General features: G+C 40.9%; 29 protein-coding genes and 2 pseudogenes. 16 read left to right on the forward strand and 15 right to left on the reverse strand.

Translation table 11 applies throughout. From position 1 onward, the window contains the following. Window positions 1–94: 94 nt before the first annotated feature. Complete coding sequence (locus NSQ83_RS13665) at window positions 95–964, reverse strand: LysR family transcriptional regulator (RefSeq protein WP_197196183.1); 870 nt, start codon at window positions 962–964, stop codon at window positions 95–97. A gap of 144 nt (window positions 965–1108) precedes the next feature. Here NSQ83_RS13665 and NSQ83_RS13670 point away from each other — a divergent pair, with 144 nt between their 5' ends. Beyond that, on the forward strand, window positions 1109–2212 hold the full coding sequence (locus NSQ83_RS13670) for a 2-methylaconitate cis-trans isomerase PrpF family protein (protein WP_197196184.1): 1104 nt from the start codon (window positions 1109–1111) through the stop codon (window positions 2210–2212). A gap of 271 nt (window positions 2213–2483) precedes the next feature. Here the strand turns inward: NSQ83_RS13670 and csn are convergent, their stop codons facing one another. Next, window positions 2484–3317: a chitosanase gene (gene csn, locus NSQ83_RS13675; RefSeq protein WP_198878611.1), complete on the reverse strand. Its 834-nt coding sequence runs from the start codon at window positions 3315–3317 to the stop codon at window positions 2484–2486. 438 nt (window positions 3318–3755) lie between these two features. Here csn and NSQ83_RS13680 point away from each other — a divergent pair, with 438 nt between their 5' ends. Further along, window positions 3756–4019, forward strand: coding sequence for a CD3324 family protein (locus NSQ83_RS13680; protein WP_198878610.1), 264 nt, complete (start codon window positions 3756–3758; stop codon window positions 4017–4019). A gap of 136 nt (window positions 4020–4155) precedes the next feature. Next, window positions 4156–4977: an alpha/beta hydrolase gene (locus NSQ83_RS13685; RefSeq protein ID WP_198878609.1), complete on the forward strand. Its 822-nt coding sequence runs from the start codon at window positions 4156–4158 to the stop codon at window positions 4975–4977. A 382-nt stretch (window positions 4978–5359) separates the two neighbouring features. Here the strand turns inward: NSQ83_RS13685 and NSQ83_RS13690 are convergent, their stop codons facing one another. The 4 genes from NSQ83_RS13690 to NSQ83_RS13705 all read right to left on the reverse strand — a co-directional run bounded on the left by NSQ83_RS13690 (window position 5360) and on the right by NSQ83_RS13705 (window position 7025). Further along, on the reverse strand, window positions 5360–5716 hold the full coding sequence (locus tag NSQ83_RS13690; RefSeq protein WP_004398671.1) for an SH3 domain-containing protein: 357 nt from the start codon (window positions 5714–5716) through the stop codon (window positions 5360–5362). Window positions 5717–5768: 52 nt separating this feature from the next. Beyond that, window positions 5769–6128 (reverse strand): SH3 domain-containing protein, encoded by a 360-nt coding sequence (locus NSQ83_RS13695; protein WP_119899611.1) that lies wholly within the window; start codon window positions 6126–6128, stop codon window positions 5769–5771. A 271-nt stretch (window positions 6129–6399) separates the two neighbouring features. Next, complete coding sequence (locus tag NSQ83_RS13700) at window positions 6400–6501, reverse strand: hypothetical protein (RefSeq protein WP_121572432.1); 102 nt, start codon at window positions 6499–6501, stop codon at window positions 6400–6402. Window positions 6502–6638: 137 nt separating this feature from the next. Then, window positions 6639–7025, reverse strand: a complete 387-nt coding sequence (locus NSQ83_RS13705) for a VOC family protein (protein ID WP_015251599.1) — start codon at window positions 7023–7025, stop codon at window positions 6639–6641. A 264-nt stretch (window positions 7026–7289) separates the two neighbouring features. Between NSQ83_RS13705 and NSQ83_RS13710 the strand changes: the two genes are divergently transcribed. From NSQ83_RS13710 to NSQ83_RS13730, 5 genes are read left to right on the forward strand one after another with little or no spacing between them, the layout of a single operon-like run. Continuing rightward, window positions 7290–7535: a hypothetical protein gene (locus NSQ83_RS13710; protein ID WP_014477469.1), complete on the forward strand. Its 246-nt coding sequence runs from the start codon at window positions 7290–7292 to the stop codon at window positions 7533–7535. 17 nt (window positions 7536–7552) lie between these two features. Further along, window positions 7553–7921 carry a spore coat protein gene (locus NSQ83_RS13715; protein WP_014477470.1) on the forward strand — a complete coding sequence of 123 codons (369 nt, stop codon included), beginning with the start codon at window positions 7553–7555 and terminating at the stop codon, window positions 7919–7921. Between the two features lie 18 nt (window positions 7922–7939). Further along, window positions 7940–9076 carry a zinc-dependent alcohol dehydrogenase gene (locus NSQ83_RS13720; RefSeq protein ID WP_015714396.1) on the forward strand — a complete coding sequence of 379 codons (1137 nt, stop codon included), beginning with the start codon at window positions 7940–7942 and terminating at the stop codon, window positions 9074–9076. A gap of 18 nt (window positions 9077–9094) precedes the next feature. Beyond that, on the forward strand, window positions 9095–9292 hold the full coding sequence (locus NSQ83_RS13725) for a hypothetical protein (RefSeq protein ID WP_014480384.1): 198 nt from the start codon (window positions 9095–9097) through the stop codon (window positions 9290–9292). Window positions 9293–9307: 15 nt separating this feature from the next. Beyond that, complete coding sequence (locus tag NSQ83_RS13730; protein WP_003246006.1) at window positions 9308–9607, forward strand: spore coat protein; 300 nt, start codon at window positions 9308–9310, stop codon at window positions 9605–9607. 262 nt (window positions 9608–9869) lie between these two features. Here NSQ83_RS13730 and adhR read toward each other — a convergent pair whose 3' ends face one another. Further along, window positions 9870–10292, reverse strand: a complete 423-nt coding sequence (adhR, locus tag NSQ83_RS13735) for an aldehyde stress transcriptional regulator AdhR (protein WP_004398725.1) — start codon at window positions 10290–10292, stop codon at window positions 9870–9872. 182 nt (window positions 10293–10474) lie between these two features. On the opposite strand from adhR, the gene NSQ83_RS13740 reads away from it, so the two are divergent. The 3 genes from NSQ83_RS13740 to yraA all read left to right on the forward strand — a co-directional run bounded on the left by NSQ83_RS13740 (window position 10475) and on the right by yraA (window position 12491). Further along, window positions 10475–10669, forward strand: a complete 195-nt coding sequence (locus NSQ83_RS13740; RefSeq protein WP_174223079.1) for a carboxymuconolactone decarboxylase family protein — start codon at window positions 10475–10477, stop codon at window positions 10667–10669. Between the two features lie 130 nt (window positions 10670–10799). Beyond that, entirely contained in the window at window positions 10800–11849 is a 1050-nt protein-coding gene (gene adhA, locus NSQ83_RS13745; protein WP_042976666.1) for a formaldehyde dehydrogenase AdhA, read from the forward strand. A gap of 132 nt (window positions 11850–11981) precedes the next feature. Next, window positions 11982–12491, forward strand: a complete 510-nt coding sequence (yraA, locus tag NSQ83_RS13750; RefSeq protein WP_003229836.1) for a cysteine protease YraA — start codon at window positions 11982–11984, stop codon at window positions 12489–12491. 43 nt (window positions 12492–12534) lie between these two features. Here the strand turns inward: yraA and sacC are convergent, their stop codons facing one another. The 7 genes from sacC to levR all read right to left on the reverse strand — a co-directional run bounded on the left by sacC (window position 12535) and on the right by levR (window position 20325). Beyond that, entirely contained in the window at window positions 12535–14544 is a 2010-nt protein-coding gene (gene sacC, locus NSQ83_RS13755; protein ID WP_250629430.1) for a levanase, read from the reverse strand. Then, complete coding sequence (locus tag NSQ83_RS13760) at window positions 14477–14644, reverse strand: hypothetical protein (protein WP_225722062.1); 168 nt, start codon at window positions 14642–14644, stop codon at window positions 14477–14479. The genes sacC and NSQ83_RS13760 overlap by 68 nt, the downstream gene beginning before the upstream one ends. A gap of 80 nt (window positions 14645–14724) precedes the next feature. Then, window positions 14725–15552, reverse strand: coding sequence for a PTS fructose transporter subunit IID (levG, locus tag NSQ83_RS13765; RefSeq protein ID WP_003229834.1), 828 nt, complete (start codon window positions 15550–15552; stop codon window positions 14725–14727). Window positions 15553–15573: 21 nt separating this feature from the next. Continuing rightward, entirely contained in the window at window positions 15574–16383 is an 810-nt protein-coding gene (levF, locus tag NSQ83_RS13770) for a PTS fructose transporter subunit IIC (RefSeq protein ID WP_003229833.1), read from the reverse strand. 16 nt (window positions 16384–16399) lie between these two features. Then, window positions 16400–16888, reverse strand: a complete 489-nt coding sequence (gene levE / locus NSQ83_RS13775) for a PTS fructose transporter subunit IIB (RefSeq protein WP_004399158.1) — start codon at window positions 16886–16888, stop codon at window positions 16400–16402. After that, window positions 16888–17328: a PTS fructose transporter subunit IIA gene (gene levD, locus NSQ83_RS13780; RefSeq protein WP_014480391.1), complete on the reverse strand. Its 441-nt coding sequence runs from the start codon at window positions 17326–17328 to the stop codon at window positions 16888–16890. Before levD ends, levE begins: the two co-directional genes overlap by 1 nt. Window positions 17329–17517: 189 nt before the next feature. Next, a complete protein-coding gene (levR, locus tag NSQ83_RS13785; RefSeq protein ID WP_198878607.1) occupies window positions 17518–20325 on the reverse strand; it encodes a transcriptional regulator LevR in 2808 nt (935 codons plus the stop codon). Window positions 20326–20870: 545 nt separating this feature from the next. On the opposite strand from levR, the pseudogene NSQ83_RS13790 reads away from it, so the two are divergent. Both NSQ83_RS13790 and NSQ83_RS13795 read left to right on the forward strand, forming a co-directional pair. After that, window positions 20871–21010, forward strand: a pseudogene (locus tag NSQ83_RS13790) (hypothetical protein). Window positions 21011–21048: 38 nt separating this feature from the next. Beyond that, window positions 21049–22438, forward strand: a pseudogene (locus NSQ83_RS13795) (amino acid permease). A 95-nt stretch (window positions 22439–22533) separates the two neighbouring features. On the opposite strand, the gene NSQ83_RS13800 reads toward NSQ83_RS13795, so the two are convergent. Continuing rightward, window positions 22534–23166, reverse strand: a complete 633-nt coding sequence (locus tag NSQ83_RS13800) for a LysE family transporter (protein WP_014477480.1) — start codon at window positions 23164–23166, stop codon at window positions 22534–22536. Window positions 23167–23318: 152 nt separating this feature from the next. On the opposite strand from NSQ83_RS13800, the gene NSQ83_RS13805 reads away from it, so the two are divergent. From NSQ83_RS13805 to rsiV, 3 genes are all read left to right on the forward strand, one after another. Further along, window positions 23319–24146 (forward strand): TrmB family transcriptional regulator, encoded by an 828-nt coding sequence (locus NSQ83_RS13805; RefSeq protein WP_029727150.1) that lies wholly within the window; start codon window positions 23319–23321, stop codon window positions 24144–24146. Between the two features lie 196 nt (window positions 24147–24342). Further along, window positions 24343–24843 carry an RNA polymerase sigma factor SigV gene (gene sigV / locus NSQ83_RS13810; RefSeq protein ID WP_198878605.1) on the forward strand — a complete coding sequence of 167 codons (501 nt, stop codon included), beginning with the start codon at window positions 24343–24345 and terminating at the stop codon, window positions 24841–24843. Then, a complete protein-coding gene (gene rsiV, locus NSQ83_RS13815; RefSeq protein ID WP_198878604.1) occupies window positions 24843–25700 on the forward strand; it encodes an anti-sigma-V factor RsiV in 858 nt (285 codons plus the stop codon). The genes sigV and rsiV overlap by 1 nt, the downstream gene beginning before the upstream one ends. The last annotated feature ends 48 nt before the right edge of the window (window positions 25701–25748 follow it).

Consider the following 25748-nt stretch of genomic DNA (forward strand, 5'->3'; position numbering starts at 1 on the left):
CTTTCAAATGACTTTTGATTAACATATCTTATACGGTGTAATAAGTTAAATAAATATTTTTTTACTGTGTTTCAAAAAAAATTCTATCATAACTTTAAATGGTTACCATTTGTTCACCCTTTAAAAAATCAATGAATGCTTTAACGAGTTTGATTCCTAATGATTTTTGATCGTACATTAGCCAAGTATCTCTCATTAGAGGCTTACCCTTAGCATTATACAGTTCCATTGTGTACAAATGATCAGATTCCTGCAGGCAAATTTCTGGTGCTATGGAGTAACCAAGACCATGCTTTACCATCTCTTTGCAAGTCTCTTGTCGATCCACTTCCATTGCAATAATGGGGGCTTGTTTTAGATTCGTATGCATCCAATCTTCTATAATCGTTTTTAAAGAAGCATCCGTTTTATATTTGATAAAAGGTAAAAAAGGAAGCTGCTCTATCGTTATTGTTTTTTTTGAGATGATATGTAATTTTTCCCGTGTCAGCCGTTCCTCCACCCCTTTCCAGCGATGGCTTCCTCTCAGTATACCGACTTGTACAATACCAGCATCTAATAATTTCATGACATCTGTGCTCCAGCCTGTTTGTACACTATATTGGACATTAGGATACATAGTGGAAAATTCCCTTAATAACTTAGGGAGCTTATATTGAGCGAAATTGCTTGATACCCCCAGCCTTAGATGTCCTTGCACCTCTTTGCTTAGATTAGAGATATGATCTTTGGTATCTTGAAGTTCCTGTAGCATTCTTCTTGCATAAGCAACCAAGTGTTCTCCTTCCGCAGTAAAGGTAATTCCTTTATGCCTTTTGGTGAATAATTCAATTCCGAAAATCTCCTCAATCTTTTTCAACCGATAAGTGATGGAAGGCTGTGATGTAAATAATCGTTCTGCTGTTTTTGTTACACTTTGTTCTTCGTGAAGAATTTTCAATAAAATCCAATCTTTCTCATCCATTTTCATCTTCCTTTCTAGTCCTTCTTTCACAATTATAAAAGTTTTTTTATCGAATATTAAGAAAACTTATATTTTATTTTTATTTTTTTACCTTCTACACTAAAAAACATAAAAAATACTACCTTTAAGATGAGGATGATGACGATGGTCAAGACGAATGTAACAATCATGAGAGGCGGAACAAGCAAAGGCGTTTTTTTCCACGAATCAGCCATGCCTAACAATAAAAACGAATGGGAGCCCTTTTTGCTTGATGTCATGGGAAGTCCTGATAAAAGACAAATAGATGGTTTGGGTGGCGGTAATTCCCTTACTAGTAAAGTTGCAATAATAAAGAAAGCATATACTTCGGATATTGATGTTCACTATACTTTCGGTCAAGTCAGCATTTCGGAAGAAAAGGTGGACTTTAAGGGGAACTGCGGAAATATCTCCGCTGCTGTTGGTCCATTTGCTATCGAAGAAGGACTTGTAAAAGCGACAGAACCAATGACTGCGGTAAGGATCCTGAATACCAATACGAATAAAATGATCATTGCGGAAGTGGAAGTGGAAGACGGTCAGGTCAAATATGACGGAGATGTTACGATATCTGGAGTACCTGGATCTGGATCTCCAATCTATTTAAACTTTCATGATGCCGCTGGTTCAGTTACCGGTCATTTATTGCCTACTGGAAATAGTTCGGAGTTTTTAGATACAAGTCAAGGCCAAATAGAGGTGTCTATTATCGACTATGCAAATCCATTAGTTTTTGTGGAAGCGAGCAGTATCGGCCTGGAGGGAACGGAACTTGCAGAAGAATTTACTGATCTACAGTTGGCTCAATTTGAAGAATTAAGATCCATTGCGTCAGAGAAATGCGGCTTTGCCAGTCGATTTTCAGCTACAAAGTTATCGCCGGCTGTCCCCAAACTGGCTATAGTAGCAAAACCAGAGAAATATAAGGATAGTACAGGTGCTTGGCATTCAAACGTTGAGATGGACTTACACATCAGGATGATGTCCATGCAAAAGCCACATCAAGCACTGGCTGTCACTGGAGCGATATGTACAACAAGAGCCCTTTCAGTGGAAGGTGCAATCCCTGCAAGAATAGCAAAAAACCACTCTACAAAGGTTCGGCTAGCTCATTCTTCTGGTATTATTGAAACAATGGTGGAGTCCACTGGTATAAAGATCGTCCGTACCGCACGACGTATTATGGACGGAACAGTTTATACGCATGGAGACTATCAAATGATGTAGATGGACTGTGCAAAAAGCCTCCCCCTTTCCATCGTTAATAGATGGATTGAATGCGCCTTCTTGCACAGATCCATTGTAATCTTGCATGGCTTTAGGAAAGCCTCTATATTGTTTTTTATGAAATCGCCAAGGTCCTTTCATGTATCTTCCTCAAGCATGACATAATCATTATAGAGAAAATTGAATACTTTTTACTGCAAATAAAAAGATACCAATATCATTGGTATCTTTTAGATTGAGTTCATCTGCAGCGGTTTCTTTTCCTCACTGCTTATTTGATTACAAAATTACCGTACTCGTTTGAACGAACATGAATCGGTCCGTTTAGATTATAGTTGTTCTCCTTGGCGATAGAGCGAAGCACGTCCACACGGGCAACTGATTCTCTCCATTCGTCACGGGTGTCATGATTGGCCGGATTCATCAGATCGTCATAGCGTACGTCCAAGAATTTATTTAACCACTTCTTCTCGTCTATTCCGTCTTTAGGTGATCCGCCCGCTTTTTTGTTCGTACGTTTAATCAAGGCATAAAAAGAGTCAGGGTCATCACCATCGCCATGCTGAATAACCGTATCGTACATCACAGCTCTAGCCAATGCTGTTTTTAGTCCGGCATTATCCGATCGTTTCATGGCAGGCTGATAATACAAATGGTCATTTACTTTGTCTTGAGCGGCGCGAAATTCCTTATCATTTGCAAGCGACTTCCAGGCAGAAGCGAATCCCTTGAGATTGCTTGTATCATAGCTTTCTTCCTTGGCCAGACGGCGCAATTCAGGCAGATACTTTTTCAGTTTGTTATTCGGAACTGCCTTTGTGTATACTTCCACTACTTCTAATGCATCCCCGGTAGCCGTTGTAAAGCCAGCCCGTCCGCATGTATAGCCTCGCCCGTCATCCAATCGCTCTACATATCCATATTGGATCTCCGTTGTGCCGTTTTCAAAGATACTTGTCAGCTGTTCCGCCCGGCGCTTTTGATCTTTATTCAGTCCCGCCGCAAAAACCGTTTCGCTCATCATGAGGGTAAAAAACATGGTGAAAACAAGTAATGAGATCGCTGCTTTTTTCCAAAAATCTGCTTTTTGCATACTGATTTTCATTTTACTTCCCCTTTCTAAATATTGTAAATACAGACTCAGTATACATGAAGAAACTGCCCTATTGTTGAAAATACATCAATTTGTCAATATTTTGAATCTAAAGTAATATAGCTTGAATCTTACTCTTTTGATTGCCAATCAGCCTTAGACCCTCTCACTGGGAAGGTCCCTTTCTTACTGCCAACTTTAATTAACAAGATGCCATAAGGCTTTACTCTATTTTATAATGGAGATGATCATCGAAAATCGTTAGGGAGGTGATGTAAATGGCAAGCAAGATGAGAATGCCAGATTCCGCAACGTCCCATGCAAAGCCTATTATTGGGAAGGCGATACTTTGCATGGGGTAGACTTTCTAAAAGATCGCCCCAGTAAGCTTTTCTGATATAGTTGCTTTGCACCTTATTTGACATAAAAAAAAATAAGGAGCTGGCAGAAATGGCATATGTAAAAGCTACCGCTATTTTACCTGAAAAGCTGATATCGGAAATTCAAAAGTATGTTCAAGGAAAAACAATATATATCCCTAAACCTGAATCCTCTCATCAAAAATGGGGTGCGTGTTCAGGAACAAGAAAGCTGATCGATGACAGAAACGCTTCTATTAAAAAAGCATTTAAAAACGGCAAAACCATTCATCAGTTATCTGATGAATATCGCCTCTCTATTGAAACAATAAAAAAAATTGTCTACTCTAAATAAACAAAACGGAAGCACTGATAAAAAATCATCAGTGCTTTTTACATGGCGAGTTTGTTTCTTAGTTATTTCCTGCATATGATACCATTGGCCAATTGTGTAAAGTTAAGGGAGATGAGAAGAAAGGAAGGTCCTACAAATGACGATAAACAATGGAACGTTGCAAGTACCCGGCGCGAACATCCACTATCAGGTGCGTGGCTCAGGTCCAATCATTCTTTTGGTCCACGGCGGAGGCGGTGATGCCGACAAGTTCCATCATGTTGCCAATCATCTGGCTAACTGGTACACGGTTGTTACTTATGATCGCCGCGGCCATTCCCGCAGCAATCTCGCCAATCAGATTGAGGGTTACCGTGTGGAAACACACAGTGACGATGCTCACCGTCTTCTAGCCAAAATCACCAATAAACCGGCATACGTATTTGGAAGCAGCTCCGGGGCTGTTATCGGGCTTGATCTGTGCATACGCCATCCCGAACAAGTACATGTCATGATCCCACACGAACCAATCTTATTGCAGCTTCTGCATGGAAATGAGCTGAAACAAGCCGAGCAATTCATGGAAGACCTTAAGAAAAATCATCGAAGTGAAGTCATTAAATTAATGTCAAGATTAGAGACAGACGAACAATCAAAGGCTGTCCTGACAAAGCGGCTTCTCGGCAATTCAACGTATTTCACTGAGTATGAAATTCAAGGAATTCTCAACTATACATTAGATTTCGAAGCATTAAAAACTGTGTTTACATCTTCACCGATAAAGGTACTCCCAGCTGGCGGAAGTGCTTCTCGGGAGCTTTTTCCTTATCGTTGCGCGAACGCCCTAGCGGAACAATTGGAAACAGAATTGGTTGAATTCCCCGGAAATCATACGGGGTACACAATGTACCATAAAGAATTTTCTGAGAGGTTACACGACATGTTAGAAAAAGAAAATAAACATACGTGTTCAAAATAGGACAGGTAAAACTAACTATGGAATTGGAGAAGATTTCACGAAGCGTAAAAAGAACTTTTCACTAACGAGAACGCAATGTGAGATGTTTAACCAAAGTGATATTAGGGATTTCATCGAAAAATAGGTTTGTACATTACGTTCTCCTATTGATTATTTCCTATCTTAATTCCGTATTTTATACCATTAGATACAACTCTAAAGCGGCTCGTTATTTTGTCCTCAACAACAACCAGTGTCTAACATCATGAATCTCTTTTGAAAATCACCACAAATGCAGGTATGGAAGACTTCATCGCAGCAAAAACCATACCAACTATTGTTGTTGGTATGGTTCGTCCTAGATAGGCCCTTAAGAAGAGATTCTATTGTACGGAGTATTTAGCTAATTGCATTTGTAACCGACAGGGCCGTCTGAACCTGTGTACACATATGTGTCAGACACATATCCAATATTCACGACACCCCGGGAATCTTTCCACTGGATTTGGTCCCAGATATTACTCGTTCCATACTTCCCTGTAACAGTCGTTCCATAAGCGTAACAATAATAAGGAACACGGGAGCCACTCGGAATGGAAAGCATAATAGGATAATTTGTACCAGGACCGCTGCGCATATTGACAGGCGCACCGCTGCTTGTTGAGACAGTAAAGTACTGAACGGCAAGTGCCTGACTGGAAAAAATGAATAAAGATGCAATCATCACGGTTAACATACTCAGCATTTTCAGTTTAGTCAATGTCATCCCTCTTTCTTCAATTCCTTCATTTTAAGAAACGATAGAACATAGGCTACCAGCTGCATTTAGGAACAACCGGACCGTCTGAGCCTGTATACATATATGTATCAGAGACAAATCCAGGAACGATCTCCCCGCTGGCAAGCGTCCGCTCTGTGTAATTCCAAATATTACTCGTTCCATACTTTCCAGTTACAGTTGTACCGGTTTTGTAGCAATAGATCGGGATGCGGGTTCCGCTCGGAATGGTCGTTACAATTCCCCAACTTGTACCTGGGCCGCTGCGCATATTGACAGGAGCACCGCTGCTTGTTGAAACCGTATAATACTGAGCTGCAAGTGCATGGCTAGAAAAAATGAACAAAGATGCAATCATCACCGTTAGCATACTTAGCCTCTTTAGCTTATTCACCTAATACCCTCCCCTTATAAATGCCGTACGTTTGACTTTCTTACATCCAGTTAAGGATTTACTTTCAGATACCATGCCCCCTCCCCTCCCATATATTTATCAATGTACCATAAACTAGATCTTTCAAAAGTGGAATTATTCCTATGTTTTCGACAATTAAGGATACAAAATAAATGGTAGTCAGGCTTGATATTGATGGTGTGTTACATTTGGCTCTTAATCATTTGTCCAGTCGGTAATCACGATTGACAATCAGGAAAAAAGACATGGATCAAGCGGTTTCGTGTCCACCAATTAACTCAATCAGTGTACTTCTGCCTTGTATCCACGCTTCTTCTCGATTCATAGATACTCCACCTTTTTCACCAATCAAAAACGGACACCAAACAAATCAGCGCAAATGCTGCAAGTTCAGTGTCCGCAACCTATTATGACTTTGCTTTCTTTTACCAGGGCGTATAAAAATGATAAGGTACGTTACGTTATTCTATGATTTTGCGAGTCGAAAAATCATAACATTTTATATATTTCAATCAGGTTATGATCTGGATCTCTGAAGTGAGCAACTCGGGCACTCCATTCCTTGCGATCATGCGGTTTATTCACACATTTAACTCCTTTTTCGTGTAAATCGTCATATGTTTTATCAACATCTTCTACCTTAAACTGAAGCAAAAATTTTGATTGAGCTTCTCCTTCCAACGATTTTTTTTCCTCTCCAACGATTTCAGCCATCGTTTCTCGAGATAAAAGCTCTATTTTCGTTTCCCCATTATCAAAGAGTGCATATTCCATTTCATTCTCTAACCAACTTATTGGAAGTCCTAATGAATCTTTGTAAAACTCGACGCTTTTCTTAAAATCATTCACCAAAAGTCTAATTTGTAACAGCTTCATATCGAGTGCCTCCTATAAAACCATACTTTTTACTGGTCATCCAATTTAACAATACAAAAGGAAACCTGACAGCACTATGTCAAGTTTCCTTTAATAAATTTTTATACTTCACCTTTATTTCAGATTTAAGTGCAGTTTATTCCATGTCATAAGAACGAGCAAAAACAGCGATTCTTAAAACAAAAAATGATACCGAGAGTACTTTCTGTATGCTTCAGCTGCATTTCGGGAAATGTAATGTTGATAAAAGGAGGTTGCATCAATATGGATCATCAAACATTAGCAGCTCACGAGGCTGTTGACTTACATGAAATCGTGAACTTTAAAACACTTTGTATAGCGAAATCAAAGTTAATGCAAGGACTTGTGTTTGACCAAGAACTGAAGGACTTGATGCAAAAAGATGTACAGCAATCCATTCAAGACCTTACTGAATTACAAGCGGTTTATGAGCGTGCCTCATTTCAGGCCCCTGTCCCTCAAAGCCGCCCAACGCCAATCATCAATTGAAAGGAAGGTAAGCCTCTTTGAATAATGATCATTTAGACCCCATTAATTCGCTGAATGTGCCTGAACTAGCAGACACTACATTCGCGATGGATTTTCTTATACGAGCTAAGGAAGGCGTAAGGAATACTGCTGTAGCTTTGACAGAAACCGCTTCACCAGATGTAAGAGCCTTGCTGCGGAAACAGCTGATGCAAGGAATTAGAATGCACCAAGAGATTACGGAACTGATGATCAGCAAAAAATGGTTCCACCCATATGAGCTGAGCGAACAGTATAAGCTGGACCAGCTCTCTGCAAAAAACACGATCATGGTCGGCAATATGAACCTCTTTCCTGATGAAACAAATCGTAAAGGGATGTTTGACCGGACACCTGATGAACACTAACACTGGAGGTTGTACAGCATGAAGGCAGTAACGTATCAAGGCATTAAAAATGTTGTTGTCAAAGATGTCCCCGATCCAAAGATTGAAAAATCCGATGACATGATTATCAAAGTCACCAGTACAGCCATTTGCGGATCAGATTTACATTTAATCCATGGATTCATTCCGAATATGCAAGAAGACTATGTCATCGGCCATGAACCGATGGGAATCGTCGAAGAAGTTGGTTCTGGTGTGACTAAACTAAAAAAGGGAGATCGGGTAATTATTCCCTTTAATATAGCATGCGGTGAATGTTTTTTTTGTAAAAACCAACTGGAAAGCCAATGTGATCAGTCTAATGACAATGGGGAAATGGGTGCTTATTTCGGCTATTCAGGGCAAACTGGCGGTTATCCAGGCGGGCAAGCTGAATATTTAAGAGTGCCGTTTGCGAATTTTACCCATTTTAAAATCCCTGAATCTTGTGAGGAACCCGATGAGAAATTAAGCGTGATTGCCGATGCCATGACCACCGGCTTTTGGAGTGTGGATAATGCCGGCGTAAAAAAAGGCGATACAGTTATCGTTCTCGGCTGCGGACCAGTCGGCCTGTTTGCTCAAAAGTTTTGTTGGCTAAAAGGCGCAAAACGAGTCATAGCAGTTGACTATGTAAACTATCGCTTACAGCATGCGAAACGTACAAACAAAGTAGAAATCGTTAATTTTGAAGACCATGAGAATACAGGGAATTATTTAAAGGAAATCACGAAAGGCGGAGCGGATGTAGTCATTGACGCTGTTGGGATGGATGGTAAAATGAGCGATCTCGAGTTCCTTGCCAGCGGATTAAAGCTTCATGGCGGAACAATGAGTGCATTGGTCATTGCCTCTCAAGCTGTTCGCAAAGGAGGAACCATACAAATTACAGGTGTGTACGGAGGCAGATATAACGGTTTTCCGCTAGGAGATATTATGCAGCGAAACATCAATATACGCTCTGGACAGGCTCCTGTGATCCACTATATGCCGTACATGTTTGAACTAGTATCGACAGGCAAAATTGATCCGGGAGATGTTGTCAGCCATGTCCTGCCGCTTAGTGAAGCCAAGCATGGCTATGACATTTTTGATTCAAAAATGGATGATTGTATCAAAGTTGTGTTAAAGCCTTAAAAAACGGAGGTTACAGAAATGGAATACGCCTTACACGAAGTGCTTGAGGTTCAGGAAATGACTGCATTTAAGACACTTTGTTTGACGAAATCTAAAACAATGAAAGCACTGGTATCTGATCCGAAGCTGAAAGAAATCATGCAGCAAGATGTTGATATCACCACACGCCAGTTGCAGGAATTTGCCTCTATCTTATCTAATGCAAAGCACGAATGAGGAGATGAATAAATCATGAATCCTATCATAGAATATCTGACTGGCATGAATGTTCTAACAGACCAAATCATTGCTATGGACTTATTAATTTCAGCAAAGAACGGAGTCAGAAATTATGCGATGGCAGCCACTGAAGCCGGAACACCTGAAGTAAAAGAGGTCCTTATCCGCCATTTGGAAGAAGCACTCGATATGCACGAACAACTCTCAAGCTATATGATGGAAAAAGGCTGGTACCATCCTTGGAACCCTGACGAACAAGTCAAGCTGAATTTAAAAAATATTGATACAGCCATTCAATTGCCAACCCTTTAACATACAATGACTGATTTGCAGAGGAACAGTATTGATTGGCCACAACTGTTCCTCAGCTTCAAAATGAGCACTGTTTGTTCGGGTCCTATGACCGTAAATAGATTAACCGCTTTTCTCCATCTGATCTCCGATAATGTTTGCAAATTCTCCAATCCAAATAAGGAATCGTAACCACCTCTTTTTATGCGATCTCTTGATGGAGAAAACAGGCCAGAAACAAAATCCTTCGTTTTTGACCTGCCCTCTTCACACGCAAAGAATGCTACCTTCTTTGCTCCACTGATCCGTGAAGACTTTCCGTTTTAGGCCTGCTTTTGAGCTTTGCCTCGTTTTCGCGCAATTTCCCATCATAATCTTTAATTTTTGTGTCTAATCTTTTAATTGTTTCATCAATTTCTTTCCGCTTCTCTATCAGCCGCTGTCGTTCGTCAGCCAGGATATTTTTTCGAGCTTCTACCGTACGGTCACCTTCGGTAAATAATGTTGTATATTCAATTAGCGCTTCTATCGATAGTCCCGCATTTCGCATGCATTTAATGAATTCAATCCATTTGATATCTTCTTCATCATAGTCGCGAATGCCGCTGTCTTTTCGTTTTACAGGCGGGATTAATCCTACACGTTCGTAATATCGGAGTGTTGCGGCTGTCAGGCCAAACTGCTTTGCCACCTGAGCAATATTCATGATCTTCACCTCTCTATCCTGTATGTTGTGAAGGTAACACTTAAAGTTAACTTTAAGTCAAGCTCAAAACAAGTGGTTAGCTGCTGAATCTGGGTTTATATATTCGGGACTTGCCTTAAAACACACTTTAAACTCTATACTTCTCCATGCACTAAAAACAGTGTAGTTGGAGAGATTGCTGAATGGCAAATAAACACACTGCCGGAAGAGAACAATTAGGAGAATTTGCGCCAAAGTTTGCTGAACTTCATGATGATGTTCTATTCGGTGACATTTGGGCAAGAGAAGAAGAACTTTCACCCCGGGATCGCAGCATGATTACAGTTTCTGCATTAATTACTGACTGTTTCTCAGCTTATAAATCAGGTTCATTTTAAATGGTTTTTTAAAAAAACCCTTGCCTTAAAGCAGACTTTAAGGTTTATCGTTATGTTGAAGACACCATAAAACATAAATAAGTGCATGTTTTTATTTACAACACTTATGATGAAGAAAGGATAGGTTCGTATGTGTAATCAACATCAAACCCGTGTATTAAGCGTGTCACATGCAAAAGCCAAATTTGAACAAACGACGATTGAGCGAAGAGAATTACGGCCGCACGATGTCTTAATCGATATTAAATTCAGCGGTATTTGCCATTCAGACATTCATAGTGCTTTTGATGAATGGGGCGGTGGCATCTTCCCAATGGTGCCAGGACATGAAATAGCCGGTGTTGTAACAGCCGTTGGAGCAGAAGTCACCAAGTTTGCTGTCGGGGACCGCGTTGGTGTCGGCTGTTTTGTTGACTCATGCGGAGAATGCGAATACTGTCTAAACGGAGAGGAACAGTTCTGCACGAAGGGTGTTGTTCAAACGTATAACTCAGTAGACTACGACGGAAACCCCACTTATGGCGGGTACAGCCAAAAAATCGTTGTCACTGACAGATTTGTTGTTCGCATACCAGATCGTTTGGAAATGGATGTTGCCAGTCCGCTGTTGTGTGCAGGTATCACCACGTATTCCCCGCTGAAACACTGGAATGTTGGCCCTGGTAAAAAAGTTGCGATTGTAGGCGTGGGTGGCCTTGGACATTTGGCGATTCAATTTGCACATGCGATGGGTGCAGAGGTAACCGTCCTGAGCCGTTCCATGAATAAGAAAGAGGAAGCTCTGGAACTCGGTGCAAATCATTACTTTGCAACAAGTGACCCAGCTACATTCACTGCATTGGCCGGGCGTTTTGACGTGATCTTAAATACGGTATCGGCAAATCTCGATGTAGATGCCTATTTATCAATGCTTCGTATAGACGGGACACTTGTAAACGTTGGAGCTCCTGCCAAGCCGGACACATACAGTGTGTTTTCCCTAATCATGGGGCGCCGCAGCATTGCAGGTTCTCTAGTCGGCGGAATTCAAGAAACTCAAGAGATGCTGGATTTCGCAGCTGAGCATGGCATCGAACCTAAAATCGAAGTCATCGGAGCTGACCAAGTGGACGAAGCATACGAACGTATCCTCCGAAGCGATGTCCGTTATCGATTTGTGATTGATATTTCCACATTGTAATAGGTTAATCCTTATATGGGCTGAACCGCTTATAATGAAACTCACGAAAAACGATCTCGTTAAGCAAATATTTTGAAGGCCGGTCAATCTTCCTGTTATTCTATGAATAGAGAGTTATTAGGAGGGTTTTTTATGAGCAAAAAAATTGCAGTTCTTGTTACAGACCAATTCGAAGACATCGAATATACAAGTCCGGTAAAAGCATACGAAGAAGCTGGCTACAGTGTTGTGGCTATCGATTTGGAAGCCGGCAAAGAAGTCACCGGTAAACATGGCGAGAAAGTAAAGATTGACAAAGCCATCTCTGATGTGGATGCAAGTGACTTTGATGCACTTCTAATTCCTGGAGGATTCTCTCCGGATTTGCTTCGTGCAGATGACCGTCCGGGTGAATTCGCAAAAGCATTTGTCGAAAACAAAAAACCTGTTTTCGCAATTTGCCACGGCCCGCAAGTACTGATTGATACGGATCTTCTAAAAGGCAAAGATATCACAGGCTACCGCAGCATCCGCAAAGATTTAATCAATGCCGGTGCAAACTACAAAGATGCAGAAGTAGTCGTCAGCCACAACATTGTCACAAGCAGAACACCTGATGATTTGGAAGCATTTAACCGCGAATCATTAAATTTGTTAAAATAAAACGAGAAGGCACAGACTGTTCAGGTCTGTGCCTTTTTTAACATTAAGACTCCTTCGTTACATTCTGAAAGACAGCAGTCGCGTCCCACACATTCAAGCCAAATTGACCTTCTGAAAATGCGGAATCATTTGCATCAATCACAAGGCGATCATCTAAATAGATTTTAAAGCGATCGCCCTCGGCCTCTGTTTTCAGATGATACTTTTGATTAACGTCTATCGGTGTTTTGTATTCAGCAATGACAGAAGCAACACCGTTCTCAAATTTAAAGAATTTCACTAGATCATGCTTTGTATCCACATTGGCAAGGTAACCGTTTTTGGCATCTTTGTCAGAGCGAAACATTAGTGCTCCTGCCCCTCTTCCGTTTCCATCCTTAATGGTGATATCAGATTCATAAGTGAAGTCTGACCCGGATGCTGAAGACAAGATAAAGGAATCTCCGTCCGACCTCCCTTGTTTCCCCTCAATTGTGTCGGCCCATGTGCCATTTACAGTCGTCCAGCCAGTCATATTGGACATAAAAGGTGACGTTCCCCATACCTTTTTTAAAGGGTGTATGGTTAAAGATTTTACCTTTACACCGCCATTTGCAGCATATAATTCAAGCCCTTTGCTTGATCGGTCTGGGAGAATAATATCCGTTATGACCTGCTTTCCGTCATTCCCAAATACTTCAACCGAGGAGCGGTCAACAAAAATGCGCATCTTAACCTTCCCATTTACCGGCTTCAATGGGGCTGTCTCTTTTCCGATGTTAAAGGCCGGATTAAAGGTGTCGTTGCCTGACTCGCTCCGGTCAACGAACAATTTGGCGTTCCTTCGGTCATAGCCGACCTTCGTAAATTGATTTTCACCTGTTCGGACCTTAAAACCAAATTCAGCAGCTGAACCAGGGCTTACTTTAAATTCTGCATTTATTTCATAGGCATCTCCAGATTGCCCCGCTAACACATTATGACTTGCAGGCGATATGGTCAGATTCTTCCACTTCTTAGAGGTTCCGCGAATGGTTTCCAGCTCTTTCACCGGTGTTTGGACCACTCTAACCCCTTCGGTAAACGCTTTCAATTTTAACTCTCTTGGAATGGACGTTGCACTTCTCCATGGGGATGTCGGAACATCATTCGCATATTGCCAATTGCTCATCCACCCTAACCATAGCCGGCGGCTGTCTGTGGATGGAATATCAGACCAGGATACAGCCGCATAAAAGTCTCTGCCGTAATCCGTCCAGAGAACTTTGTTTGGCGGGTTTTCATTTTTAAAATGAGTTCCATCAAAGTCCCCTACAAAATATTGCATGCCTGATCCTCCCGAGACCGCTCCGTTTCCGACACTGACCTGCATGACCCATTTTTTTCGATTCGGATTGCCGTCTACCGGAAGCTCAAATAAATCCGGGCATTCCCATACTCCCCCGTGGCTTCCTTGATCCTGTCCAAATTCACTTGCATACGTCCACTGCTTCAGATTTTTTGATGTATAAATGAGGATTCGGTCACCGGCCGCAAGCACCATCACCCACTTTTTTTCTTTCTCATACCAAAAGACTTTTGGATCGCGAAAATCTTTTTTACCCGGGTTTGGAATGACAGGGTTGCCAGCGTATTTCGTCCATGTTCTTCCTTTGTCGTTGCTATAGGCAATACTTTGCACTTGATGGCCTTCCCGATCCTGTGTATAAATGGCCACAAGCGGCTTCTCTTTGCCTGTTTGAAAACCGCTTGTGTTATTTTTATCTACAACTGCGCTTCCAGAAAAGATCGTGCCTTTTTCATCCGGATAAAGCGCAACAGGAAGGTGTTCCCATGTAACCAAATCTTTGCTGACGGCATGCCCCCAATGCATGGGCCCCCACTGAAGCCCGTATGGATGGTATTGATAGAACAAGTGATATTCCCCGGCATAATATACCATTCCGTTTGGGTCATTCATCCAGTTTGCCTCCGGTGTGAAGTGGTATTGAGGACGGTAATCCTCATCATAGTAGCTTGAATCGGCTGCATCTACCGAAAATGCCATAGTCAACAGCAGGGTGAACATGATCATGACTTGAATAAGTCTCTTTTTCATTTGTTCCTTCGCTCCTCTCTTCATGTTTGAACACTTTCAAGAGAGACTGCTGCGCAAGCTGGTCCGTTTCTGGCAATTCTCCTCTGTTTCGCTGTTATCCGAATGATTTATATATGAAAAGACTGCTGCAGTTTCTCTCTTTTTCCTTCACACACCTTATGCTAAGAATCCAGCCCAATACCCGAGAATCCCGATGACAAAGATGCCGCAAATAATGAGAAGAGGATTCACCCCTTTGCGAAGCATCCATGCCACCAATAACGTTAATCCGAGAGGCAGCGCACCCGGCATAATGCTGTCTAACACATTTTGTACAGTTTGAACATCTACTTTTCCGCTTTCATCCTTAATCCTGGATACAACGATTGGAATGTTGATGGTGGTCCATTTGGACACGAGAGCCCCCATAACAAATAATCCGAGAATCGAAGCGCCCTCTGTAAGCTTTTGAATGCGATTCCCCGCTAAATCCTGAAGAATCTCCATTCCTTTCACATAGCCATACTTTAATCCGTAATATTTTGTGCTTAATCTTATGGCATTCAGCAAGAAAAAGAATAGCAAAGGGCCGGCAATGTTTCCTCCTAAAGCAAGGGAGGCTCCTAGCGCAGCTAAGACAGGACGAATCGTTCCCCAAAAAATTGGGTCGCCTACGCCCGCTATTGGTCCCATCAAACCAATTTTCATTCCGCTTATCGCTTTTCCGTCAATTCCTTTATTGTTCGCCATTTCTTCTTCCATGGCTGCCGTCACGCCAAATATAGGCGCTGTCAGCCACGGATGTGTATTAAACCATTCCAAATGCCGCTGCAAGGCTTCGTTTCTTTTCGCTCCGGGACCGTACAATTTTTTGATCGCCGGTATCATGACATAACAATATCCCATTGCCTGCACACGTTCGAAGTTAAAGGAACCGAGTAAAAAATTTGAACGAATAAACATGCTGAAAATTTCTTTCTTCGTTAATCGTTTTTCTTTCTCCATTTTTTCTTCCCCCCTCATCGTTTAGGCATCAAGATCATCATCATCGTCATCATAAACAGCAACACTGCCACTGTCTGATGCGGCCGCGACTGCTCCGTGAGCGCTTTGTTTTTGCATCACCTGCTGGTATAAAAGCGCTAGACAGAGACCAAGGGCTCCAAATCCCACTAAGTTAAAATCGGTAAACGCCGCTAATAAGAAACCAATATAGAAAAATGGCTTTAAATAAGGAATATTCATCATATTGATCACCATGGCATACCCGACAACCACAATAATGCCTCCGCCTATTTGCAGTCCTTTTGTAATGACATCAGGAATATTTCCCAGGAACGCCTGAACAGCGCTGACACTAATTAAAGCAACAATCAATGTAGGAATCATGACGCGCAAAGCTTGAAACACCATCGCGGTAATATGCATAATTTCAATTCCTTTTATATTTCCCGCTTTTGCATATTGATCAGCGCGGTGGATGAAAAAGACAGTGATCGTCCGAACAAAAATCGTCAGCGCCTGACCCGCAGCTGCTAAAGCAACAGCGACAGCAATCCCTTCGCCAATTCCTTGATCAGCGGTAATAACTAAAATGGTTGAGATGACAGAGGCGATCGCTGTATCAGGTGCCATGGCAAGCCCGACGTTCATCCAGCCGAGCGCCATCAGCTCCAGTGTGCCTCCAAGAATAATTCCCGTTTTTAAGTCCCCGAGCACCAAGCCAACCAACGTACAGGCCACTAGCGGCCGGTGTGTCTGCCCTTCATCCAATACACTTGCGATTCCGGTGATTGCTGCAATGATTAACAACAAAATAATTTGTAATGAAGACATATTCTCATCCCCTTGATTATTTTGTTACGTTCCGTAAAATCTGTACAAAATCCTCACTGGCATCTGAAGGCAGCTGCCTCAATTCCAGTTTCACGCCCTTGTCACTTAATGTTTCAAATGCCTTTATATCTTGTTCTGTGACACTGACTGATTTTGTGATTTGCCTGCGATGATTTTCAAAACGCATTCCCCCGACGTTTACGGTTTTGATCGGTACACCTGCTTCTATAAGAGATACAATATCAGACGGATTTTCAAACAAGAGCATTGCCGTTACCCCTTCGTAGCGCGGACTATGAAATGCTTTTGCCATTTTAGAAACCGAGACGGCACTCGCCTTTACATTTGAAGGCGCAACAGAAAGGATCAGCGTTTTTCTCATTTCGTCCTGAGCAATATCGTCGGAGACAACGATGATTCGGTCGGCTGCATGGACTTTTATCCACCTTGTCAGGATTTGGCCGTGAATAAAGCGGTCATCAATTCTTGCTAACACAATGTTCATCATAATTCATCCTCTCTTGTATCTTGATTGGCTGTTTTTACTTTTTCTAAATGTTCACTGCACACTTGAAAGCTTTGCTGACTCATTGCTTTTAAGTTGTTCAGCAAATCTTTGAGAGCCAGATGTTCTCTCTGGCTTAATACCTCCAGCAGAATCGGCAGGTTTACGCCGGCTGCCATATCCATTCTTTGATCCTCAGCAATAAAGGAAGCTGCCGCGTTATATGGCGTCCCTCCAAAAATATCGACTAAAAAAAGCACTTCATGTTCTTCCGGGATATCCTTGAGCGCCTGATGATATTTTTCTTGCAGCGTTTGTATTCCTTCCCCTTTAAAAAACGGCACTGCAATCAGGTTATTTTCTTCACCGAATATCATCCCTGAAGACTCTTTTAATGCTATGGGAAAATCTCCATGACCGCTGATAATAACTGAAATCATATCTATTGCTCCTTTCCTGTTTTGTACATCCAAATATAATGCAAGGATCGTGCCAACACAGGTGGGTTAAGCGTTTTCATTGTTATTTCAGCCAATAGCAATTTGTTGTTGAAACACTTAAAACGAAAAAAATAAACCTGTATTAAAATGGTGTTCCATTTAATACAGGTTCATATGAAAAAACTGTTTTTAAAACAGCTGGCCATGCACTTCTTCAGCAAATATGGCGGCTATAAATAATTTTTCATCATCACTTATGCGAAGTCCGAGCTTTTCTTCATAAGGGGCTAATGTTCGCTCTGTCACGTACACCATTTCCTTCAGCTGATCATTGATCTCTTCTTCCTCTGAGAAAGCGATCGGATTCTGCTTAATTACCCTTTCAAAGGCGAAAGCCGTGTGCATAATGACTTTGATCAAAACCGCATTATTGAAAATGACCCCCAGCTCATCTTGAACGGTTTGCAGCCACTCCAATAACATTTCGATCACATGATGAGGATTCAAGAACACAAGGTATTTTTTCAGGCTATCCTCGCAAAGCTCCCTGACAATAATATTTGCTTCGTTCAATCCATTGCTCAAGGGGATGCTTCCTTTTGTAATCGCCTGTTGAATCAGCTTCTCTCCCTCCCCTTCAATTAACACTTCTAAAGATACATGCGGAGCATTGATTTTAGGGTCTTTCGTTCCGACTGTCGCAAGGATTTCATACTCTTTTTCGATTTCTTTTATGCTGTTGGCCAGCTTAATCGATGATACGGTCAATATGTGAATCGGGGTATCGGAGGCCTTGTTTACGATCGTGGTTAGAATGTCTTCCAGCTTTTTGGCCGTTCCGCTGCCCGTCGTGCAGATGGATACCAATGCCTTCTTTTTGCCGGATGCCGCTGGCTGACGCTCCCACAACTCGATAAAATCCTTCGTGACCGATTGATAGATCGCATGCAAATTTAAATTCAAATAGTTGACCTTTCTGACAGCATCCAGCACCATTGAAGTCGTAACATTGCTGATCGTTTTAATGGAAATGCCTGTCTTTTCCTCCAGCCTGCTTTCCAGCATTGCAAGCGACCCCATGTCTACCAGCATTAAAACACCTTCACCTTCATCAACCTGTTTCATTTTTTCTGCTACGCATTCAAGAATGTCCGAAGGTGAAACAGAAAGCGGCATATCGACTGCTGCAATCGGCGTGCTCCCTAGCAGTTCTGTCGCGACTTCAACCATTGAACTCGCCGTGCTGTTTCCATGAGCAGCCACGATAATACCGACTCTTTTGTTCTCCTTTAACGATTTGATGGAATGGATTAACATCGTTAAGTAGATGACTTCTATTTCAGGAATAGCCACTTTAAAATATTCCTGAATTTTATCTTTAAAAATCATCGCCACCCGATATTCTTTCACATGAGTATCACGAATTTCATCCGTCTCCTGTGTATTCAAAACATCAATTTGCTTTCCTCGCTTTAAAAATGCGTCAATATGCATACTCAAGAAATAAATAAACTTACGGTCAAATGTGCAATCCATCTCATGTTCAGCTATTTCTTTTAACTGTTTTGTCATTTGAATCACGTCATCTTCAACGAATGTCAGCAGGCTGTCTTTTTGAAAAGCTTGATGATGAAAAAAACGTCTGACATGCAAATGGACATCAGTCAAGATGTATTGGTTAATATCCTTTTTGGATAAACCTTCTTTCATAAGCGTTTTCACTTTTTCCTCAATCAAATGATATAAGTTAAATGAGAGGTCTTCGTCAATTTTTGTTGTTTCATCTTCTACAATCGGAGAGATAATCGTTGTAATATTGACATATTCAGAAATGGCTTTGCTTCTTTGCATGTTTTTGCTGCTGGACATCCATTCTTGCTTGATTTCATCAGGCAGATCGCGAACAGTCAGTTCAATAACTTCATTTCTGTCAAGGTTATGCAAAAATCCGTGTGCGCAAACTAACTGGACATTTGATTTCAGCTGTCCGACATTCCCAAATTTCGCAGAGTGAATAAGCGCATTATAGACATCGATATGCACACTCAGATTCTTCTTAATTCGCTCTGCTTCTTTCCCTAATAAAAACGTCGTCAGATCCACTCTTTCTTTAAGCGATCGTTCTTCAAGCGAAGGAATATGAATGGTCATTGGGATTCTTCGCAAAAACGTTTTCAATAGTGCAGAACTCGGATTTTCTGTAGTCGCACAAATAAACAATACGTTCGATGTTCGTTTATGTTCAGATTCTCCAAGCCTGTTATAAGAACCGCTGTCAATAAAATAAAACAGCATTTCTTGTCCCTCGGGAGGGAGACGGTGGATTTCATCCATAAAAAGAATGCCCCCATTGGCCTGTTCGACTAAACCCGCCTTATCCTCGGCAGCACCTGTAAATGAACCTTTTTTGTGTCCGAATAATTGAGAAAGCAATAATTGAGGGTTGTTGTAGTAGTCTGCACAGTTAAATGTAATAAATGGTGCGCCGGCCTTCAATATGTCAGAGTAAATGGCAAACTGGTAAATTCGGTTCGCAAAAAGGGATTTACCGGAACCAGTCGGCCCTAGGAGGAGCATATGCAGACCGGTCGGCGGATAAAAGACAGCTGCTTTTGCCTGGGAGATCGCTTTCTTCAAACTCCCTTTTGCCCCTATCATAAGCTCTAGGGGATTCGTGGAAATGTGTTGATGATTTTGCTTTGAATTTCCGGAAAACGCCTGAAGGTCTTTCACTTCCATCATCTCTGTATCCCATTTCTTGTTGAATAATTTTTCTGCTATCTCGACTGGGATGTATCTTACAGGAAACGTTTTAATTTTGATGACCTTTTTGGACCGGACGAGATTGTTCAATTCAAAGCTGACATTGGACCGCTCCATTTTCAGCTGCTCGGCAATCTCCTTTGCTGAATTCCCTTGTATTTTTAAAAGATGATCTAAGGTTGAATCATGAAAATTATGCTTGAGCTGATGGTATATTTTATCTATTCTTCTCACGTCTATCATCCTTTGTCCTTATTAGATAAGCCATTAACAAGAATATTTCGAAACTTTATAGTCCGCGTTGAGATTATCTGCTGATACACGTTTAAAAAGGTCTCTATAGCAGATTGACAAAACTGGCTTTTATGCGTATATATTTACATGTTGAATCATTTGCATCTCATATTAGTATGATAGATGCTCAGTTCTCGAGGGCCAGTCCCCTTCAAAAGTAATAATCAGTAAACAGTTTATCATTCTCGGGGAATGTAATGATGTCAAAATCATCAATGACAAAAAATGAATCTTATAGATCATGACAAATTACCCAAATATAACCCCTTAAGTTCGCTCACAACTAAAAAGACGGGCACTCTATGTGACCGCCACAGTATTACAATTTGCAAAACTTCGTCATTTTTGCAAAGTTAAGGAATCTGTAAGCTTAAAAACTTTATCTCCGATTCTCTCGATTTGATCCCCCCTGTAGGCCTCAAACATAGTGGGTATGCAATTATACAAATCGTTACCGATTAAAACTAGCCTGTCAGATTGTCCAAATGACTTTCCTGTTTTACTCTGCTATTCAGGTAGAATCACGAGTGAAAATAGAGCCACAAGACATGTAACAGCACTTAAAATAGTTTTAAAATTTAAAAATAAAAGTATCTATTCTTTTAAATGTTATAATATCCGATAAAACTTTACTCATCTTTTTATTACTGGAGGAAAATAAAATTGATAGGCAATTCTAGCAAAGACAATTTTGGCCAGCAACAGAAATTGTCTAGAGGCCTTAAAAACAGGCATATACAATTAATGGCGATTGGAGGTGCAATCGGTACAGGTTTATTTTTAGGTTCAGGTAAATCCATCCATTTTGCAGGACCATCCATTTTATTTGCTTACTTGATCACCGGCGTATTTTGCTTTTTCATTATGCGTTCGCTCGGAGAACTGCTCTTATCAAATGCGGGATACCACTCTTTTGTTGATTTTGTAAGGGACTATTTAGGAAACATGGCAGCATTTATCACTGGGTGGACCTACTGGTTCTGTTGGATTTCCCTCGCGATGGCTGATTTAACGGCGGTCGGCATTTATACGCAATATTGGCTTCCCGATGTGCCTCAATGGCTGCCGGGTCTTCTTGCGCTTATTATCCTGCTGATCATGAACCTTGCCACCGTTAAACTTTTCGGAGAATTAGAATTTTGGTTTGCATTGATCAAAGTTATTGCCATACTGGCTCTGATCGTAACTGGTATTTTCCTGATTGCGAAAGGTTTTTCCGCAGCTTCCGGCCCTGCCAGCCTCACCAACCTTTGGAGCCACGGCGGCATGTTCCCAAATGGATGGCATGGGTTTATCCTATCGTTCCAAATGGTCGTCTTCGCTTTCGTGGGTATTGAACTTGTTGGACTGACAGCAGGTGAAACAGAAAATCCCCAAAAAGTGATCCCTAAAGCCATCAATCAAATCCCTGTCCGGATTTTACTTTTTTATGTTGGCGCACTTTTCGTGATTATGTGTATCTATCCTTGGAATGTGTTGAACCCAAACGAAAGCCCATTTGTTCAGGTCTTCTCTGCAGTAGGCATCGTTGTGGCTGCCAGTTTGATCAATTTTGTTGTATTAACATCAGCCGCCTCAGCTGCAAATAGCGCTTTATTCAGCACAAGCCGAATGGTCTATTCACTTGCAAAGGATCATCACGCACCTGGACTATTAAAGAAATTAACTTATTCTAACGTGCCAAGCAATGCGCTGTTCTTTTCATCCATCGCCATTCTGATTGGCGTTAGTCTGAATTATTTAATGCCCGAGCAAGTCTTCACACTGATTACAAGTGTTTCTACAATATGCTTCATTTTTATTTGGGGCATCACGGTGATTTGCCATTTGAAATATCGAAAAACAAGGCAGCATGAAGCGAAAGCAAACAAATTTAAAATGCCTTTTTACCCATTATCCAACTATTTAACACTTGCATTTCTCGCGTTCATTCTTGTCATATTGGCACTGGCGAATGATACACGTATTGCTTTGTTTGTCACCCCGGTCTGGTTTGTTTTATTGATTATTTTGTATAAGGTGCAAAACCCGCAGAGGACATAAGGTGAAATAAAAAAAAGACAAGGGATACTCACTCCCTTGTCTTTTTATATGTGTCAAACACTAAATTAAACTTTGGTTTCAAATTTCATTCACTTCATTTAAGTGTTAACTCAAACCAGTTTTGATGCCGAAACCTACTAATATTATTCCGGTAATTTTTTGAAACACTTTCTGGAACTTCGAGTTTTTCATCCATTTTTTTGCGTAATCAATAATATAAACAAGAAACAGGAACCACAACACCGCTAATAAGGTTAGGATTGAAGCTAAAATGATGAGCTGCTGGTTTATATTTCCGTTCAAATTGATAAATTGGGGCATGATTGTAACATACACCAAAACAGTTTTAGGATTGAGAATGTTACTGAGTGATCCTTGCATAAAGGAAGTTTTATAATAACGTTTCGGAGAACTTGCCATATTTTTTGCTTGGGATTGCATGTCATCTAACGAAAACATACTTTTAGCAAAAAAGCTTTTTACACCTAAATAAATTAAGTATGCCGCTCCCAAATATTTGATCGTTGTGAAAAGAATCACTGACTTTGCGATTACCACTGATAATCCTAAAATGGCAATCACCGTCCAAAAGGAAAGTCCTGTCGCCAATCCGAGAATGTTATAACGGCCGGCTTTCGGACCATACCTAAGCGTATTTTTCATCACAAGCATCGTATCTGCCCCCGGCATGATAACCATCATGGCAGCGATCGGTATGTATGCGAGTAAGCTGTGCATTGTTCTCTCCCCCTTTAAAAATCCCCTCAATCATATAGTGACTACAAAAGTAACTACTTATAAAAGTGTATCAATGCATTTGGAATAAATCAATATGGTTTGTTAAAATAGCGATTACTAAGGCAGCGATTGCTCTTTATATTGGAGGATATATGAAAGAAAATATGTTAGACATTTTAAAAAACCTCAATTTTACAGAATATGAATCGAAAGCGTATTTGGCATTATTGCAAGAATCACCTTTAACAGGCTATGCCGTTGCCAAAAAATCCGGAGTGCCCCGTTCTAAAATTTATGAAGTCTTGGAAAGCCTTGTCATAAGGGGAGATGTTTTTGTCAGTCATGGAAATACACCTCAGTATGTTCCAGTCCCCGCAAAAGAACTGATTAAAAACCGCCGGCTCAAAGCGGAAGAGCATTTTGATCAGGCTGAGAAATATTTTGAAAAGTTCGAGCAGACTGCTAATGACCGGGAAAACATCTGGAATATCACCGGCCGCAGTGAAATTCTTGAAAAGGTGAAGGCTTGTATTTTATCTGCCAAAAAAAGAATCCTCTTAGAAATATGGAAAGAGGACTTTGAGGAGATAGAATCAGAGCTAAAACAGGCGGCAGAACAAGGCGTTATTGTCACCATTATTGCGTACGGAGACATCGTATCTGATTTTTCCAATGTTTACCTTCATGATATGAGCAGTGAAATTACAGAAGAGTATGACGGACGGTGGCTTGTCTATAGCGGAGATGATTCAGAAGTAGTAGCGGGCATTGTCTCACTTGGCAATGACAGCCGTGCTGCATGGACGATGCATGTAGGTTTAGTCATGCCTATTACTGAAGTGATCATTCATGATCTGTACCTCATGGAAATTCTGAAAAAGCATAGAGAGCTATTAGAAGAGAGCTTCGGGAAAAATCTCATCCAGTTGCGCCGTAAATTTTCTATTCACTCAGATTTCAAAAAACATTATTTGGAATAATGTTTGGCATCTCTTACCCCAAAAACAAGGCTTGTACAAAACAAGCCTTGTTTTTTTATGCATAAACCCCCCATGCTGATTTACTTCTCTCTTTTAAAAAAATGTGATTCTGCGCAAACTATTTTTCAGCCTGCCGCGTCTATCCTAGGTAACAGCCTACGATATACGTATATTCAAAAAGGAGCCCTTTATTGCAATGAAGAAAAAACAAACAACAAAAGCGTTGCTTGTCACATGCATAACTGACCATAAGCAAGATTTCTACAGGTTGGCTTTCAGTTATGTGAAAAATCAAGATGACGCATTAGATATTGTTCAGGAATCGATAAAAAAAGCGCTGAGCTCAGTTGAAACGGTCAGGAACCCTGAGACGATAAAAAGCTGGTTTTATAAAATTTTAGTGCGGACAGCCATTGATTTTTTGCGCAAACAAAAAAAGATAAGAGTGATGGACGACGAAACGATAGAATTTTTAAGCAAAGGAAAGGAAGACCATTACAAGGATACTGATCTCTATGAAGCGCTTGACGAATTGCCGTACCGCTATAAAACCGTTATTATTTTACGTTTTTTTGAAGACCTCAAATTAGAAGAAATTGCGGAAATTACAGGAGAAAACACGAATACCGTCAAAACGCGCCTATACAGAGCATTGAAGCTGATGCGCATTCAGTTGACGAAGGAGGATCTTTCTTAATGGATAAGAGATTACAGCAATTAAGAGAAGAATATAAAAATGTTCAGATTCCTAAAGAATTGGATATCATTGTTGAAAATGCCCTTCAGCAAGAACCAAAAAAGAAAAGAATCGTCATGTGGCCGACATCAGCAGCAATCGCTGCAGCTATTTTATTCACTGCGCTTGTTAATATCAACCCGGACGCCGCTCAGGCTATGTCAAAGATCCCTGTCATCGGCAAAATCGTCAAAGCGATCACCTTTATTGAAATCAAAGAGGAAAAAGACCAATCAAGCATTGATGTCAAAACACCTGCTTTGTCCGGACTTTCTAATAAAGAGCTTGAAAACAGCATTAACGAGAAATACTTGAAAGAAAGCCAGCAGCTGTATAAAGAGTTTATACAGTCCACATCCCAAAACAAAAAAGGGCATCTCAGCATCTACAGTGATTACGAGACGGTCACAGACACGCCAGATTTACTCTCTATCCGGCGCAATATTGAAACAACACAAGCATCTTCCTACACACAAAGCCGTTATATTACAATTGACAAAAAGAATGATATTTTACTTACATTAAAAAGCTTATTCAAAGATGAGCGCTATATCAAAGTCATCAGTCAAAACATCAAAGAACAAATGAAACAGCAAATGAAGGAAGATCCAAATAAAATATATTGGCTCACTGACGAAGATGCAGAACCGTTCAAAACGATTCTTCCTGATCAGACGTTTTACATTACTGAAGACCATAAACTTGTGATCTCATTTGACGAATATGAAGTCGCCCCCGGCTATATGGGCGTTACAGAGTTTACAATTCCAACCCGTGTCATTTCAAACTTGCTCGTGGGAGAACGTTATATTCGATAAAATAAAAACATCCATCTAAGATTATGGATGTTTTCTCTCTTCTCTATT

It is taken from the genome of Bacillus sp. PS217 (genome assembly GCF_037963535.1).
Taxonomy (GTDB): Bacteria; Bacillota; Bacilli; order Bacillales; family Bacillaceae; genus Bacillus; species Bacillus subtilis.